Source organism: Brenneria izbisi (genome assembly GCF_025840185.1).
In the GTDB taxonomy this organism is placed as follows: domain Bacteria; phylum Pseudomonadota; class Gammaproteobacteria; order Enterobacterales; family Enterobacteriaceae; genus Brenneria; species Brenneria izbisi.
This window is the reverse complement of sequence record NZ_JAMPJU010000002.1, coordinates 522,753-538,275: the sequence shown is the minus strand read 5'-3', so window position 1 is coordinate 538,275 and position 15,523 is coordinate 522,753. Positions and strand designations below refer to the sequence as shown.

Genomic DNA, 15,523 nt, shown 5'->3' with positions numbered 1-15,523 from the left:
AATCGCCGGGAGCGATTTTCAACGTTGCGAAGCAACGGCCCGAAGGGAAGCGGGCAGGGATAGCCCGCGATAAAAAATCGCCGGGAGCGATTTTCAACGTTGCGAAGCAACGGCCCGAAGGGAAGCGGGCAGGGATAGCCCGCGATAAAAAACAGGCGGTGGGCCGCCTGTTTTCAGGATGAATACCGTGAAGGCAATGTCTGTTAGCGTAAGTACGTCAGCAACGCTTCCTGTGCTGGCGCGATGGAATCAACGGACATCATCACACTCAGCGAAGTGATGGCGACAATAGAAAACACAAACAGTTTTTTGGCCCAGATCCGATCATCATTGGCATTTTTATAGCCGGACAATGCCATTCCCAGCCACCACACGCTGACTGCGGCGGCGACAACCAGATATTTATAACCCGCATAGCCGCCCAGGGACAGCATCAAGGTCGCAATCATAAATGCGAGGATATAGAGCGTAATATGATTTTTCGCCACGGAAATCCCTTTCACCACCGGTAAAACCGGGATATTGGCGGCCTGATAATCCTTGAAACGGAAAATGGCAATCGCGTAGGAGTGGGGCATTTGCCACAGGCTGAAAATCAGCAACAGGATCAGGGCGCCCGCATCGAACTGGTTACTGACGGCGCAATAACCGATAACCGGCGGCGCGGCGCCTGACAGACTGCCAATCAGCGTGCCGTAAACAGAATGACGCTTCATATACAGACTATAAACACCGACATAAACCACGAATCCCATTACCGCCAGCCACATGGCCAGCGGGTTGGCCGCGGTGTACAGCAGCGTGAAGCCTGCAATACCCAACAATGAAGCGTAGACCAGCGTTACCTTCAGTGAAATCAGTCCTTTAACCAGAACACGATTTCTGGTTCTCTCCATTTTTTTGTCGATATCGCGGTCGATCACGTTGTTAAACACGCAACCAGACGCAACAACCAGCGATACCCCAACGAGGGTGGCGAGAAACAGGGGATAATCAATACTGCCTTGGGCAGCAAGGAGAAATCCGCCGATCACAGAAATTAGATTACCGAAAATAATTCCTGGTTTAGTGACTTGCAGGTATTGCTTAATCATCTTTTACGGCTCGGTTACTGGAGCATCATGTTCTGGTGCGCATTCATCATAATCCAGATGGAGCCCACCACGACAATTGCGATAATCAGGACGGTAAACGCCAGGGCTACCACGTTCCACCGTTGTTCCGACGAGGTATTCAGATGCAGGAAGTACACCAGGTGCACCACTATCTGAATAACCGCGCATCCCAGAACCGTGAGCAGGATAACGCCTGGTGAAGCTGAACCGGCCATGACCAGGCCGAAAGGAATGACTGTCAGAATAACGGACAGAACAAAGCCAATCAGATAGGATTTTACGCTACCGTGGCTGGCGCCTGCATGATCGGTTGTTGAATGACTCATTACATCGCCCCCATCAGATAAACAACGGTGAAGACACAAATCCAGACCACGTCAAGGAAGTGCCAGAACAAGCTCAGACACATCAGACGGGTTCTGTTGACGGCGGTCAGGCCACGTTTGGCTACCAGAATCATCATGATGACCAGCCAGATCAGACCGGCGGTAACGTGGATGCCGTGCGTACCGACCAATGCGAAGAAGGCGGACAGGAACGCGCTGCGATCCGGGCCGTAGCCTTCGGCGATCAGGTGATGGAATTCATAGATTTCCATCGCGATAAACGCCAGACCAAACAGGAAGGTCAGACCCAGCCAGGTATTGACCTGAGATTTGTTGCCCTTGTTCATGGCGATCATCGCCATGCCGTAGGTAATACTGCTGAACAGCAGGAAGAACGTTTCCACCAGCACAAAGGACAGGTCGAAAATGTCCTTGCCTGCCGGTCCGCCCGCCGTACCGTTAACCAACACCGCATAGGTTGCGAACAAAGACGCAAACAGGATGCAGTCGCTCATCAGGTAGATCCAAAAGCCGAATACCTTGGTGTCGCCTGCGTCATGGTGCCCATGCTCGGCATGGGCGTTTTGGTTAGTCAGAGTTTCAGTTGACATTTTTCAGACCTGCTTTGCTGAGTTGATCAAAATTCTGATTCTCAATTTGTTCAATTTCCTTAACCGGGACGTAGTAATCCACATCCTGATTAAAGCTGTGCACAATCCAGGTCACAATCATGCCGGCAAACCCGATGATCGCCATCCACCAGATGTGCCAGATCATGGCAAAACCGAACACCAGACTGAATGCGGAGATGATCACACCGGCGCCGGTGTTTTTCGGCATGTGGATTTCTTCATAACCAGCAGGTTTCTTATAGGCTTCGCCTTTTTCTTTGGCATCCCAGAATGCGTCGCGATCATCAACATGCGGTACGGTGGCGAAGTTATAGAATGGCGCCGGAGAGGAGGTTGACCATTCCAGCGTGCGGCCATTCCACGGATCGCCCGTCAGGTCGCGGTTCTGATGACGGTCGCGAATACTGACGTAGAACTGAATAACCTGGCACAGAATTCCCAAGGCAATCAGCGCGGCACCCATTGAGGCCACCAAGAGCAGCGGATGGAATTCCGGGTTGATTTGTTGGCTCAGACGACGTGTCATGCCCATGAAGCCCAGCGCGTACAGCGGCATAAAGGCCACAAAGAAACCGATGATCCAGAACCAGAACGCACGCTTGCCCCAGGTTTCGTTCAGGGTGAAGCCAAACGCTTTCGGGAACCAGTAAGTGATACCGGCAAAGCATCCGAACACCACGCCGCCGATGATCACGTTGTGGAAGTGAGCAATCAGAAACAGGCTGTTATGCAGCACAAAGTTGGCGCCGGGAACCGCCAACAACACGCCGGTCATCCCACCGATGGAGAAGGTGATGATGAAACCAATGGTCCACAGCATGGTGGAATGTAACTGAATACGCCCCTGATACATGGTAAACAGCCAGTTGAAGATTTTAACCCCGGTCGGGATTGAAATAATCATGGTGGCGATACCAAAGAAGGCGTTTACGTTCGCCCCGGAGCCCATGGTAAAGAAGTGGTGCAGCCAAACCACGAACGACAGAACGGTAATCGCGATCGTCGCCCACACCAGCGACGTGTAGCCAAACAGCCGTTTCTTACAGAAGGTGGCGACTACTTCCGAATAGATACCAAATACTGGCAACACCAGAATATAAACCTCAGGATGACCCCAGGCCCAAATCAGGTTGATATACATCATCATGTTGCCGCCCATATCATTGGTAAAGAAATGGGTGCCGAGGTAACGGTCAAGCGTTAATAGCGCAATCGTCACTGTCAGGATCGGGAACGCGGCAATAATCAGCACGTTGGTGCACAATGCGGTCCAGGTAAAGACCGGCATTTTCATCAGCGTCATGCCAGGCGCACGCATTTTCATAATGGTGGCGAAGAAGTTGACCCCCGTTAGCGTGGTTCCCAGACCGGATATCTGCAAACTCCATATCCAGTAATCGACCCCGACGCCGGGACTGTACTCCTTACCGGAAAGCGGCGGATAAGCTACCCAGCCCGTCTGAGCAAACTCACCTACTCCCAGCGAGATGTTAATCAGAACGACGCCAACCACAAATAACCAGAAACTCAGGGAGTTCAGGAACGGGAAGGCAACGTCGCGTGCGCCGATTTGCAACGGCACCGCCAGGTTCATCAAACCAACGACAAACGGCGTCGCTACGAAGAAAATCATGATAACGCCGTGGGCGGTAAAGATTTGATCGTAGTGGTGAGCGTTAAGGAAGCCTTCTTGTCCGGCCGAGGCAAGCGCCTGCTGACCGCGCATCATGATGGCATCGGCAAAACCACGCACCATCATCACCAACGCGACGATGATATACATGATACCGATTTTCTTGTGGTCCACGGAGGTGAACCAGTCAGACCATAACCATTTCCACTTGCCGAAATAGGTTATTGCCGCCAGCAGCGCCAGGCCGCCGACAATGATCGCCGCCACGGTGACCATAATGATGGGTTCATGATACGGAACCGCATCGAGTGTAAGTTTTCCGAACATCGTATTATCCCTCGGCGCCTTGTTGCGAGCTATGCTCGCTCATGTTCATACTTTCATTGTGTTGCATGTTTTGGTCTTGCTTCATGCCTTCACTATGATGTTGCATGTTCATGTCGTTGCCTGTGAATTTGATAATAATATTCCTGAACAAATCCGGTTGAACACTGGAGAAGTATTCCACGGGATGATATTCACTCGGCTGAGCCAGTTGGTTGAATTCATCCATGCTGTTAAGTGTCTTGGAAGATGCACGGACATTGGCAACCCACTGGTCGAATTCCTGCTGGCTTGGCGTGGCAATGGCGGTAAATTTCATGCCGGAGAAGCCTCTTCCGCTGTAACCCCCGGAAATACCGTCATATTTTCCCGGTTCATTAGCAATCAGGTGTAGCTTGGTTTGCATACCGGCCATAGCGTAAATCTGACCGCCAAGACGAGGAATGAAGAATGAGTTCATTACCGAGTCAGAGGTGATTTTGAACGCGACAGGCGTGTTGGCTGGGAAAGCGAGTTCATTAACGCTGGCGATGCCCAGATCCGGGTAAACAAACAGCCATTTCCAATCGAGCGAAATCACTTCGACGTTAATCGGCTTGACGTCGGATTCCAACGGCTTGTAGGGATCAAGCGCATGCGTCGTTTTCCAGGTAATAACGCCGAGGATAACGATAATGATGATGGGTACGGTCCAGACAACCGCTTCTATCTTGTTGGAGTGTGACCAGTTTGGTGTGTAATTCGCCTTATCGTTGGAAGCACGGAACTTCCAGGCAAAGGCGATCGTCATAATGATGACGGGAATGACGACGATCAACATCAGCCCAAGGGCTGTCAGTATCAACGATCGTTGCTCTAACCCGACCTGTCCTTTGGGATTCATCAGTGCCATATCGCAACCGCTGAGCAAAATAGCGGTAGCAAATAAAGACAACATCCCAAAAATTCTATTGTATTTCTTGAGTCTCATCTAGCGACCTCAATAGCAAGGGCTCTATTGTCATTTCACGCGAGCGGGCATTTTACGGGAAGGTTACTGTACTGTAAACATGATTAAGAGTATGTCAGCCTGTTGTTGCTGTTTTTGCCCTGATTGTCACAACGATAACATGAAGATAAAAAATAATCATAAAAAACAGATAATTAAGCAGACACATCGGTAAAAGTATGGATGGATAATAAAAAATTACCACTTTATGTGAGATTATTTTCTGCACATTGAGTATTTCCGCTGTAAAACGCTTTTTGCCATAAAGCAGATTAGTGCAAAAAAATATTCCTCGCAGAGTAATAAATTTTTTTGGCCCGATTATGAAGAAAAAATTAAGTTAATAAGTGGATAAAAGTGCTGGAGTCGACTTGCTATCCACTTAATCCGCATAGCGCGAGTTTACCGTTTATCCGGGCAAGGGGAGCGCAGCGCGAGGTAGTCCAACAGACTGCCTGACAGAATGCCCAGCAGCGCCAGCCCGCCACCGGCGATCAGTAAATACTCCACCATCCGTGTCTGCGATGTCCATCCCAATGCGTTTGTGATTAACAGCATCAACCACAATCCCAGCAGAATTGACCCGATAGCGAGCATCCCCAGCGCCGTCTTGTAGCAATAAGGAAAGGCGCTGCGTAGCTGAAAACTATCGGTTTTCTGCGTGTATTCCAGCGTATTACGGCATATTAGCAACAGGAAAAGGCCGGGCAGCGCGGCAATAATCGAGAAGAGATAGAACCACGCCCAACCATAGGATTCGACAAACCAGCCCGCTATCGGGCCAACATACACGCGTCCCACGGCGGAAAGGGCGGAAAGCAGGGCGAATTGAGTGGCGGAAAATGATTTATTGCACAGCGTCATCAATAACGCCACAAAAGCGGCCGTTCCCATTCCGCCGCACAGATTTTCCAGAAACACGGCGCTGCCCATGGTGAATAGGTTTTTATCGGTTATTGCCAGCAGCCAGTATCCCGCGTTGGATACCGCCTGAAGGATACCGAACAGCATCAAGGCGCTGAACAGTTTTAGGCGCTGCATCAGCAAGCCGCCGTATAAGGCGCCGACAATGGTGGCGAATAGCCCCAGCGTTTTATTGACCAGACCGACGTCGCCGGCGTTAAAACCGACGCCGCGGATCAGAAACGTGGTGGTCAGGCTGATGGCAAAGGCATCGCCGAGTTTATACAGTACGATCAGCAGCAGAATGAGCCACGCGTTGTTACGTGCGAAAAAGTCGCGCAACGGGGCGACGATCGCCTGTTCCAGGGAGCGCGGCGCTGGCTGGGTATTATTCGGTTCCGGCGCCAGCAGCGTCGAGATAACGCCAATCAGCATTAATCCAGCCATGAGCCAGTAGGTTGCCTGCCAGCCTAACAACCTGTCGGCAATCCATAATGCCAGACCGCCGGAAACCAGCATCGCCAGACGATAGCCCAGCACCGATGTGGCGGCGCCAGTGCCGCGTTCTTGCGGCGCCAGCAGGTCCGTTTTATAAGCGTCGAAAACGATGTCCTGCGAGGCGGAAAAGAAGGCGACCATGACCGCCAGCACCGCCAGCAACCACAGATCGCGGGCGGGGTTCATCAATCCCATACAGACAATGGCGACTATCAGCAACAGTTGGCACAGCAGCAGCCATCCGCGTCGGCGTCCCAGAAATGGCGGCGTATAACGATCCATCACTGGCGACCAGAGGAATTTGAATACATAGGCTTGACCGACCAGAGAGAAAAAACCGATGGTCTTCAAATCCACATTTTCCACGGTCATCCAGGCTTGCAGCGTGCCGGAAGTGAGCGCCAGCGGTAAACCGGAGGCGAAGCCAAGCAATAGCAGAAAACGCGAATTACGTTGGCTGAACAGATTGATGATGCCACTAAACATGGAGAGTCCTTTCCGTTGCGCAGCAAGGCAAGCCTGCGCGCAACGGAAGCGGATTAAAGTAATTAACGAGCGTTAGTCTTGATAAAGTCACTGACGCTGGTGTCCTGCGCCATATCATTAATGACATCGCCTAACACCGTGTTGACCGCATTAGTGATTTTTTCATTGGTCGCTGTGAAGGCGCCCTGAACGTTATAGGTCGCACGATAGTTTTTCACCTGCTTGTTGCCATTTGCCGCCTGAGAGACGATAGAAATATCGGCTTTGGTGGTGATGTTGTAGCGCAGGTTGCCTTCAGAGACATCGGCATACAGATGATTAACGATGATCTGTAGCGCAACCGGACCGCCGGTGCCAATCATATAGCCGCGCGCCGTCATTTGTTTTTCCAGCGCTTCTTGCAGCAGGAAACGCAGATCGCGTGACGGGGTCAGCGTAATCAATTGCCCTTCGCGGTTCACTTTGGCCAACGCTTGATCGGCACGCTGATCCGCGCCGTTAATACTGATAGTAACGCCCATCAGGGTCGGATCCTGCGAAGGAAGTGTGATGTTAGGCGTAATATTCAAGGTGTTGCTTTTGGCTGCGCATCCCGCAAGCAGGATGACGGCCAGAAGAGGGAAAAATATTTTTTTTAACATTCGTCTTTTCTCAGTGCTGATTGGAATGGTGAGCCGATAAAAATTACTGATATCATATCATCGCCACCGCCTGGGAAAAGAGCAGAGCACCGGTAAATTGTTCTGAAATATGTCTTTTCCGCACCATTGCGTCGGCAAGCTGGTTTTTTATCACATCAGCGCCGCCGGGGAAATGGCATGGCATTGTTATTTTTATCTGTTGATTGCGGTGTTATAAAGCATAACAGCTTGAAAACAGCTAAGATTGAAGGGAATCGGAAGCGCGATAGCGGTAAATGACAGAGGGCGTTTAGCTGAGACTAAACTTTTCCAAAGCCGATAAGGGTAGCCGTATGATGCGTAAAACGATAGAAGAAAAGTTGCGTGTGGAGTTTGAGCCTGTTCACCTGGAAGTCACTGATGAAAGCTATCGTCATAACGTACCGGCGGGATCGGAAAGCCACTTCAAGGTGGTGATGGTCAGCGATCGTTTCGCCGGGGAGCGGATGTTAGGGCGTCATCGGGCTATTTATCGCGTGCTGGCGGCGGAACTGGCGGGTTCGGTACACGCGCTGGCGCTGCATACTTACACGGCGCAGGAATGGAGCGGTTTGCAGAATGCTGTGCCTTCATCTCCGCCTTGCGGCGGTGCGGGCATCATGTCATAGCGCGCCTTTCTAACCCGTTCCGGTCTGTTTCGGAACGGGTTATAGAGAAAAGTGTGAATAGCTTGCTGTAATAGTCAATCCGCCGTCCTCGACTCATCCTATCTATACCGCTATAATGCCGCGTCTATTTTTCCAGAATGTATTCGGGACGCTTCTGACTACAGGGAACAGGGTCTGGTAAGACACCGACGTCCCGGTTTTGTGAGGCTTTTTTCACTTGTGCCGACTGTTAATCATGTCGACCATGATTGGAGCGGGCTTTGCTGTGGTGAGAATAGTTTTGGGGTTGACCGAGCACTGTGATTTTTTGAGGTAACAAGATGCAAGTTTCTGTGGAAACCACTCAAGGCCTTGGGCGCCGTGTAACGATTACCGTTGCTGCTGACAGCATTGAGAGCGCCGTTAAAAGCGAATTGGTCAACGTGGCCAAAAAAGTACGTATTGACGGCTTTCGTAAAGGCAAAGTGCCGATGACTGTTGTCGCTCAACGTTATGGCGCTTCTGTGCGTCAGGATGTGCTGGGCGATTTGATGCAACGTAACTTCGTTGACGCCATCATCAAAGAAAAGATTAACCCGGTTGGCGCGCCGAACTATGTTCCGGGCGAATACAAACTGGGCGAAGACTTCACTTACTCTGTTGAGTTTGAAGTGTACCCGGAAGTGGAACTGAAGGGTCTGGATGCCATTGAAGTTGAAAAACCAGTTGTTGAAGTGACTGACGCTGATGTTGATACCATGCTGGAAACGCTGCGTAAACAACAGGCAACCTGGAAAGAAACCGATCGCGCCGCCGCCGCTGAAGACCGTGTCACCATCGATTTCACTGGTTCTATCGACGGTGAAGAATTCGAAGGCGGAAAGGCCGCTGATTTCGTACTGGCAATGGGCCAGAACCGCATGATCCCTGGTTTTGAAAACGGCGTGGTCGGCCACAAGGCTGGCGAAGAATTCACCATCGACGTTAACTTCCCGGAAGATTATCACGCTGAAAATCTGAAAGGTAAGGCGGCTCAGTTCGCTATCGTGCTGAAGAAAGTTGAAGAGCGTGAACTGCCGGAACTGACTGAAGACTTTATCAAGCGTTTCGGCGTGGCTGATGGTTCTCAGGAAGGCCTGCGTATTGAAGTGCGCAAAAACATGGAGCGTGAACTGAAAGGCGCGATTCGTAACCGCATCAAAACTCAGGTTCTGGACGGCCTGGTTAACGCGAATGAGATCGACGTTCCGGCCGCACTGATTGAAAGCGAAATTGATGTGCTGCGTCGTCAAGCAGCGCAGCGCTTTGGCGGTAACGAAAAACAAGCTTTGGAACTGCCGCGCGAACTGTTCGAAGAGCAGGCAAAACGCCGCGTTGTTGTTGGTTTGCTGCTGGGTGAAGTCATCAGCGCCAATGAGTTGAAAGCCGATGACGCACGCGTCAACACGCTGATCGAAGAAATGGCTTCCGCTTACGAAGATCCGCGGGAAGTTATCGAGTTCTACAGCAAAAACAAAGAAATGATGAACAACATGCGTAATGTCGCGCTGGAAGAGCAAGCGGTGGAAACCGTGCTTGCCAAAGCGACAGTGGTTGAGAAATCAGTCAGCTTCAACGAACTGATGAATCAGACTGCGACTGCATAAGTCCATTACGTCTCTCTGCTGTTACCTGTGCCGGAAAAGCCTGCTTTCCGGCCATAAAGCCCGTAGCCTGATGGCGCGGGCTTTTTTTCTGTTTGAACATCATCATGGATTAGGTGTTTTCTTTGAACAGGATAACTTGACTTGCACTATATTAAAGAATAGCGGCTGGGTTATTGCTGATAACTCTTTAATATAAAACAATGGGTAGTGTAAGCTTGAAAAGCGAGTCATTAACCCCCAAATAATCGCAATAACAGCGGGCGCATGATGGCGCCGCGGTATAATCCTGCCGCTATGCTGATGAGTGACGCCAGTGCGTGAGCATGGTCATTACCCTTTATCTCAAGTAGAATCGGGCAGGAATGGCGCCGGACGCATTTTATCTAGGAGACCTGAATGTCATACAGTGGCGAACAAGAAAAACAAGCACCTCATATGGCTTTAGTGCCGATGGTGGTTGAACAAACCTCGCGTGGGGAGCGTTCTTACGATATTTATTCCCGCCTGCTGAAAGAACGGATAATCTTTCTGACCGGTCAGGTCGAAGATCATATGGCGAACCTGGTCGTGGCGCAGATGCTGTTCCTGGAAGCCGAAAACCCGGAAAAAGATATTTTCCTCTATATTAACTCGCCAGGCGGCGTCATTACTGCGGGCATGTCCATTTATGACACGATGCAGTTCATCAAGCCTGATGTCAGTACTATTTGTATGGGGCAGGCGTGTTCCATGGGGTCGTTTCTGCTGGCCGCCGGCGCAAAAGGCAAACGTATCTGCCTGCCGAATTCACGGGTGATGATCCACCAGCCGCTGGGCGGATTTCAGGGACAGGCCACGGATATTGAAATTCACGCCAAAGAAATACTGAAAGTAAAAGCCAGAATGAATGAACTATTGGCGAAACATACTGGTCAGTCTATTGATGTGATAGAGAGAGACACCGAGCGTGACCGTTTCCTCTCTGCCAATGAAGCAGTAGACTATGGCCTGGTGGACTCTGTATTCACGCATCGTGAATAATACTCTGCTATGTTGATTGTCTATAGTGGCAAAAATCAGTGTAAGGCCGATAGTCTGTGATGCGATGTTTTTTGCGCGTATTGGCTATAAAATGTCGGCGTTCGCTGTAGCGATATCGCTGTGGTTGGCCTGCGGGCAAAAGACTAAAAAGAGGTTTACTGATGACAGATAAGCGCAAAGACGGTTCAGGAAAGTTGCTGTACTGCTCTTTCTGCGGCAAAAGCCAGCATGAAGTACGCAAGCTGATTGCCGGGCCGTCAGTGTATATCTGCGATGAATGTGTTGACTTGTGTAACGACATTATTCGCGAAGAAATTAAAGAAGTGGCGCCGCATCGTGAGCGTAGCGCGTTGCCGACGCCACATGAAATCCGCCGTCATCTTGATGATTACGTCATCGGCCAGGAACAGGCCAAGAAAGTGCTGTCTGTTGCGGTATACAACCACTACAAGCGGTTACGCAACGGCGACAGCAGCAACGGCATTGAACTGGGCAAAAGCAACATCCTGCTGATTGGCCCGACGGGTAGCGGTAAAACCCTGCTGGCTGAGACACTGGCTCGTTTCCTGGATGTGCCTTTTACCATGGCCGATGCGACAACGCTGACGGAAGCCGGTTATGTGGGTGAAGACGTTGAAAACATCATCCAGAAACTGCTGCAAAAATGTGATTACGATGTGCAGAAAGCACAACGCGGGATTGTCTATATTGATGAAATCGACAAGATTTCACGCAAATCCGACAATCCGTCAATCACACGCGACGTGTCGGGCGAAGGTGTGCAGCAAGCATTGCTGAAACTGATCGAAGGCACGATCGCCGCCGTGCCGCCGCAAGGCGGGCGTAAACATCCCCAGCAGGAGTTCTTGCAGGTCGATACCTCCAAGATCCTCTTTATTTGCGGCGGGGCGTTTGCCGGTCTGGACAAGGTGATTGAGCAGCGTACCGATACTGGCCGTGGCATCGGTTTTGGTGCCACGGTGAAAGGTTCGGCGGAAAAAGCCACCGAGGGAGAACTGCTGGGCCAGGTTGAACCGGGTGATTTGATCAAATTTGGTTTGATTCCTGAGTTTATTGGCCGTTTACCTGTGGTCGCCACGCTCAGGGAACTGAACGAAGAAGCGCTGATTCAGATTCTGCGTGAGCCGAAAAACGCTCTGACCAAACAGTATCAGGCGCTGTTTAACCTGGAAGGCGTTGAACTGGAGTTCCGTGACGAAGCGCTGACGGCAATCGCGAAGAAAGCGATGGCGCGTAAAACCGGCGCTCGTGGTCTTCGTTCCATTGTCGAAGCGGCCTTGCTGGATACCATGTACGACCTGCCATCACTGGAGAGCGTCGATAAAGTTGTCATTGATGAATCAGTGATTGACGGCCAATCCGAACCGCTTCTAATCTACGGCAAGCCTGAGGCTCAGCAAGCATCCGGCGAATAATTAGCCAAAACAGACGTTTTGAAAGATAAAAATGGGGGATTTTATCCCCCATTCGCTTTTACGCGTATTCTGGTCGTTGAATGTAAGATATTTATCCCCATATACTCGAATACCTATTTGGTGAAACCCGTGAAGATCGTGTTTCACGAGATTCCCTTAACCTGGCGGAAACGAAACTAAGAGAGAGCTCTATGAACCCTGAGCGTTCCGAACGCATAGAAATCCCCGTATTGCCGCTGCGCGATGTGGTGGTTTATCCGCACATGGTCATTCCGTTGTTTGTTGGTCGGGAGAAGTCGATTCGGTGCCTTGAAGCCGCAATGGATCATGATAAAAAGATCATGCTGGTGGCACAGAAAGAAGCCTCAACGGATGAGCCAAGTATTAACGATCTTTTCTCGGTAGGGACGGTAGCCTCGATTCTTCAAATGCTGAAACTGCCGGACGGTACGGTCAAAGTGCTGGTCGAAGGGTTGCAGCGCGCGCGCATTACGACATTGTCCGACAGCGGCGAGCACTTTGCTGCTCAGGCGGAATACCTGGACTCCCCGGCGATTGAGGAGCGTGAGCAGGAAGTTCTGATGCGCACGGCAATCAATCAGTTTGAGGGATATATCAAACTGAATAAAAAGATCCCGCCCGAAGTTCTGACCTCTCTGAACAGCATTGATGACGCCGCGCGTCTGGCTGATACCATCGCGGCGCACATGCCTTTGAAATTGGCGGATAAGCAATCTGTACTCGAAATGTCCGATATCACGGAGCGTCTTGAGTATCTGATGGCGATGATGGAATCTGAAATCGATCTGTTGCAGGTCGAAAAACGCATCCGTGGCCGCGTTAAGAAGCAGATGGAAAAAAGTCAGCGCGAGTACTATCTGAATGAGCAAATGAAAGCGATTCAGAAAGAACTTGGCGAGATGGATGATGCGCCAGATGAACATGAAGCGTTAAAGCGCAAGATTGAAGCGGCGAAAATGCCGAAAGAAGCGCGTGAAAAAACGGAAGCCGAACTGCAAAAGTTGAAAATGATGTCACCAATGTCGGCAGAAGCGACGGTGGTGCGCAGCTACATCGACTGGATGGTGCAGGTACCGTGGAATGCGCGCAGCAAAGTGAAAAAAGATTTGCGCAAAGCGCAGGAAATGCTTGATACCGACCATTATGGCCTTGAGCGCGTCAAGGAACGCATTCTGGAATATCTGGCCGTACAGAGCCGTGTCAGCAAGATCAAAGGGCCTATCCTGTGTCTGGTCGGGCCGCCGGGAGTAGGTAAAACCTCGCTGGGACAGTCAATCGCCAAAGCTACCGGACGTCAGTATGTCCGTATGGCGCTGGGCGGGGTGCGCGATGAGGCCGAGATTCGTGGTCACCGCCGTACTTACATTGGTTCCATGCCGGGCAAGCTGATCCAGAAAATGGCGAAAGTCGGGGTGAAAAATCCGCTGTTCTTGTTGGACGAGATCGACAAAATGTCTTCTGACATGCGTGGCGATCCGGCATCGGCTTTGTTAGAAGTCCTTGATCCTGAACAGAATGTGGCGTTTAACGATCACTATCTGGAAGTTGATTACGATCTGTCGGACGTCATGTTCGTTGCGACATCCAACTCGATGAACATTCCGGCGCCATTGCTGGATCGTATGGAAGTGATCCGTCTGTCCGGCTATACCGAAGACGAAAAACTGAACATCGCCAAACAGCATCTGTTGCCAAAACAGATTGAACGCAACGCGCTGAAAAAAAGCGAGTTGTCGGTGGATGACAGCGCTATTGTCGGTATTATCCGCTACTACACCCGCGAAGCGGGGGTGCGTAGTCTGGAGCGTGAAATCTCCAAACTGTGCCGTAAGGCGGTAAAAACATTATTGATGGATAAATCAGTTAAACATATCCAGATAGCGGGCGATAATCTTAAAGATTTTCTCGGTGTGCAGCGTTTTGATTATGGCCGGGCGGACGATGAAAACCGCGTTGGTCAGGTGACCGGATTGGCCTGGACGGAAGTGGGCGGCGATTTGTTGACGATCGAAACGGCCTGTGTTCCGGGTAAAGGCAAACTGACTTATACCGGTTCGCTGGGTGAAGTGATGCAGGAGTCTATCCAGGCCGCGCTCACCGTGGTTCGCGCCAGAGCGGAGAAATTGGGTATCAACGCGGATTTCTATGAAAAACGCGATATTCACGTTCACGTGCCGGAAGGGGCGACGCCAAAAGACGGGCCAAGTGCCGGTATAGCAATGTGCACCGCGCTGGTATCCTGTTTGACCGGCAACCCGGTGCGGGCTGACGTGGCGATGACCGGTGAAATCACGTTACGTGGTTTGGTGCTGCCCATCGGTGGTCTGAAAGAGAAACTGCTAGCTGCTCATCGCGGCGGTATCAAAACGGTATTGATCCCGGATGATAATAAACGGGATCTTGAAGACATTCCGCAGAACGTGATTGCCGATCTGGATATTCATCCTGTGAAGCGTATCGAAGAAGTTCTGGCGTTAGCGTTGCAGAATGCGCCTTATGGCATGCAGGTGGTTTCCACCCCGAAAGCAAAGGCCAAGGCAAAATAGTGACCTATCGCAAAAACCCTTGAGAAAATCAGATCTGGTAAGTCAAATCGTGCTTGCCAGCTTTTTTTTGTACCGCTAACTTAGAGCACTGTTGGTTTTAGCTGTAACTTGCTAAGGTCTGACAGGATTGATATAAAGCTACGTGTCGCGTCTTGGGATACTCAGCGCGATGAAAGAATGCCAGAGGGGATGAGAGAGTGAACAAGTCACAATTGATCGACAAAATTGCCGCAGATGCTGACATTTCCAAAGCGGCGGCAGGGCGTGTGTTAGATGCAATTATTGGTTCCGTTACCGAATCTCTGAAAGACGGGGATGATGTTGCTTTGGTTGGTTTTGGTACGTTTTCAGTGCGTGAACGCGCTGCTCGCACCGGTCGTAACCCGCAAACGGGTAAAGAAATCAGTATTCCCGCAGCGAAAGTACCGGGTTTCCGTGCCGGTAAGTCGCTGAAAGACGCCGTTAACTGATTATTGCGTCACAGGTTTGGCAGACATCACTTCATACCGCCAAACATTACCTGACGCAGAGATATTGGTAGGGTAAGATACGAGGCGCATCATTTTATGATGTGCCTTTTATTTATAACGGGTTATTCATGCCGACACCCTGTGGGTCGTTGCCAACGCAACGTTAAGAAACATTCCTGATGTTTTTTACTGGCAATTCAAGTGCCGGACAA

General features: G+C 50.7%; 14 protein-coding genes. 7 read left to right on the top strand and 7 right to left on the bottom strand.

The features are described from left to right. On the top strand, positions 1-182 hold a 182-nt coding region (locus tag NC856_RS05185), incomplete at its 5' end, for a hypothetical protein (RefSeq protein WP_264089348.1). Positions 183-203: 21 nt separating this feature from the next. On the opposite strand, the gene cyoE is transcribed toward NC856_RS05185, so the two are convergent. The 7 genes from cyoE to NC856_RS05150 all read right to left on the bottom strand — a co-directional run bounded on the left by cyoE (position 204) and on the right by NC856_RS05150 (position 7,546). Beyond that, the gene (gene cyoE, locus NC856_RS05180; protein WP_113864778.1) at positions 204-1,094 is read right to left on the bottom strand and encodes a heme o synthase; all 891 of its coding nucleotides are present in this window, start codon (positions 1,092-1,094) and stop codon (positions 204-206) included. 14 nt (positions 1,095-1,108) lie between these two features. After that, a complete protein-coding gene (locus tag NC856_RS05175; protein WP_264089347.1) occupies positions 1,109-1,441 on the bottom strand; it encodes a cytochrome o ubiquinol oxidase subunit IV in 333 nt (110 codons plus the stop codon). Beyond that, entirely contained in the window at positions 1,441-2,052 is a 612-nt protein-coding gene (locus tag NC856_RS05170) for a cytochrome o ubiquinol oxidase subunit III (protein ID WP_113864776.1), read from the bottom strand. The genes NC856_RS05175 and NC856_RS05170 overlap by 1 nt, the downstream gene beginning before the upstream one ends. After that, the gene (gene cyoB / locus NC856_RS05165; protein WP_264089346.1) at positions 2,042-4,033 is read right to left on the bottom strand and encodes a cytochrome o ubiquinol oxidase subunit I; all 1,992 of its coding nucleotides are present in this window, start codon (positions 4,031-4,033) and stop codon (positions 2,042-2,044) included. Before cyoB ends, NC856_RS05170 begins: the two co-directional genes overlap by 11 nt. A 4-nt stretch (positions 4,034-4,037) precedes the next feature. Next, positions 4,038-5,000: a cytochrome o ubiquinol oxidase subunit II gene (gene cyoA / locus NC856_RS05160; protein WP_264089345.1), complete on the bottom strand. Its 963-nt coding sequence runs from the start codon at positions 4,998-5,000 to the stop codon at positions 4,038-4,040. Positions 5,001-5,420: 420 nt separating this feature from the next. Beyond that, positions 5,421-6,905 (bottom strand): muropeptide MFS transporter AmpG, encoded by a 1,485-nt coding sequence (gene ampG / locus NC856_RS05155; RefSeq protein WP_264089344.1) that lies wholly within the window; start codon positions 6,903-6,905, stop codon positions 5,421-5,423. Positions 6,906-6,967: 62 nt separating this feature from the next. Further along, positions 6,968-7,546 carry a lipoprotein gene (locus NC856_RS05150; RefSeq protein ID WP_264089343.1) on the bottom strand — a complete coding sequence of 193 codons (579 nt, stop codon included), beginning with the start codon at positions 7,544-7,546 and terminating at the stop codon, positions 6,968-6,970. Between the two features lie 332 nt (positions 7,547-7,878). Between NC856_RS05150 and bolA the strand changes: the two genes are divergently transcribed. The 6 genes from bolA to hupB all read left to right on the top strand — a co-directional run bounded on the left by bolA (position 7,879) and on the right by hupB (position 15,311). Continuing rightward, complete coding sequence (gene bolA, locus NC856_RS05145) at positions 7,879-8,193, top strand: transcriptional regulator BolA (RefSeq protein ID WP_264089342.1); 315 nt, start codon at positions 7,879-7,881, stop codon at positions 8,191-8,193. A 320-nt stretch (positions 8,194-8,513) separates the two neighbouring features. Continuing rightward, positions 8,514-9,818 carry a trigger factor gene (tig, locus tag NC856_RS05140; protein ID WP_264089341.1) on the top strand — a complete coding sequence of 435 codons (1,305 nt, stop codon included), beginning with the start codon at positions 8,514-8,516 and terminating at the stop codon, positions 9,816-9,818. Between the two features lie 396 nt (positions 9,819-10,214). Beyond that, on the top strand, positions 10,215-10,838 hold the full coding sequence (clpP, locus tag NC856_RS05135) for an ATP-dependent Clp endopeptidase proteolytic subunit ClpP (protein ID WP_113864769.1): 624 nt from the start codon (positions 10,215-10,217) through the stop codon (positions 10,836-10,838). Between the two features lie 161 nt (positions 10,839-10,999). Next, on the top strand, positions 11,000-12,274 hold the full coding sequence (gene clpX / locus NC856_RS05130; protein WP_264089340.1) for an ATP-dependent protease ATP-binding subunit ClpX: 1,275 nt from the start codon (positions 11,000-11,002) through the stop codon (positions 12,272-12,274). A 191-nt stretch (positions 12,275-12,465) separates the two neighbouring features. Beyond that, the gene (gene lon, locus NC856_RS05125; RefSeq protein WP_264089339.1) at positions 12,466-14,841 is read left to right on the top strand and encodes an endopeptidase La; all 2,376 of its coding nucleotides are present in this window, start codon (positions 12,466-12,468) and stop codon (positions 14,839-14,841) included. A 197-nt stretch (positions 14,842-15,038) separates the two neighbouring features. Continuing rightward, on the top strand, positions 15,039-15,311 hold the full coding sequence (gene hupB / locus NC856_RS05120; RefSeq protein ID WP_264089338.1) for a nucleoid-associated protein HU-beta: 273 nt from the start codon (positions 15,039-15,041) through the stop codon (positions 15,309-15,311). The last annotated feature ends 212 nt before the right edge of the window (positions 15,312-15,523 follow it).

Excerpts from the sequence above, each read along its gene's own strand:
- cyoE (WP_113864778.1), bottom strand. The coding sequence starts at position 1,094 with ATGATTAAGCAATACCTGCAAGTCACTAAACCAGGAATTATTTTCGGT.
- NC856_RS05175 (WP_264089347.1), bottom strand. The coding sequence starts at position 1,441 with ATGAGTCATTCAACAACCGATCATGCAGGCGCCAGCCACGGTAGCGTA.
- NC856_RS05170 (WP_113864776.1), bottom strand. The coding sequence starts at position 2,052 with ATGTCAACTGAAACTCTGACTAACCAAAACGCCCATGCCGAGCATGGG.
- cyoB (WP_264089346.1), bottom strand. The coding sequence starts at position 4,033 with ATGTTCGGAAAACTTACACTCGATGCGGTTCCGTATCATGAACCCATC.
- cyoA (WP_264089345.1), bottom strand. The coding sequence starts at position 5,000 with ATGAGACTCAAGAAATACAATAGAATTTTTGGGATGTTGTCTTTATTT.
- ampG (WP_264089344.1), bottom strand. The coding sequence starts at position 6,905 with ATGTTTAGTGGCATCATCAATCTGTTCAGCCAACGTAATTCGCGTTTT.
- NC856_RS05150 (WP_264089343.1), bottom strand. The coding sequence starts at position 7,546 with ATGTTAAAAAAAATATTTTTCCCTCTTCTGGCCGTCATCCTGCTTGCG.
- bolA (WP_264089342.1), top strand. The coding sequence starts at position 7,879 with ATGATGCGTAAAACGATAGAAGAAAAGTTGCGTGTGGAGTTTGAGCCT.
- tig (WP_264089341.1), top strand. The coding sequence starts at position 8,514 with ATGCAAGTTTCTGTGGAAACCACTCAAGGCCTTGGGCGCCGTGTAACG.
- clpP (WP_113864769.1), top strand. The coding sequence starts at position 10,215 with ATGTCATACAGTGGCGAACAAGAAAAACAAGCACCTCATATGGCTTTA.
- clpX (WP_264089340.1), top strand. The coding sequence starts at position 11,000 with ATGACAGATAAGCGCAAAGACGGTTCAGGAAAGTTGCTGTACTGCTCT.
- lon (WP_264089339.1), top strand. The coding sequence starts at position 12,466 with ATGAACCCTGAGCGTTCCGAACGCATAGAAATCCCCGTATTGCCGCTG.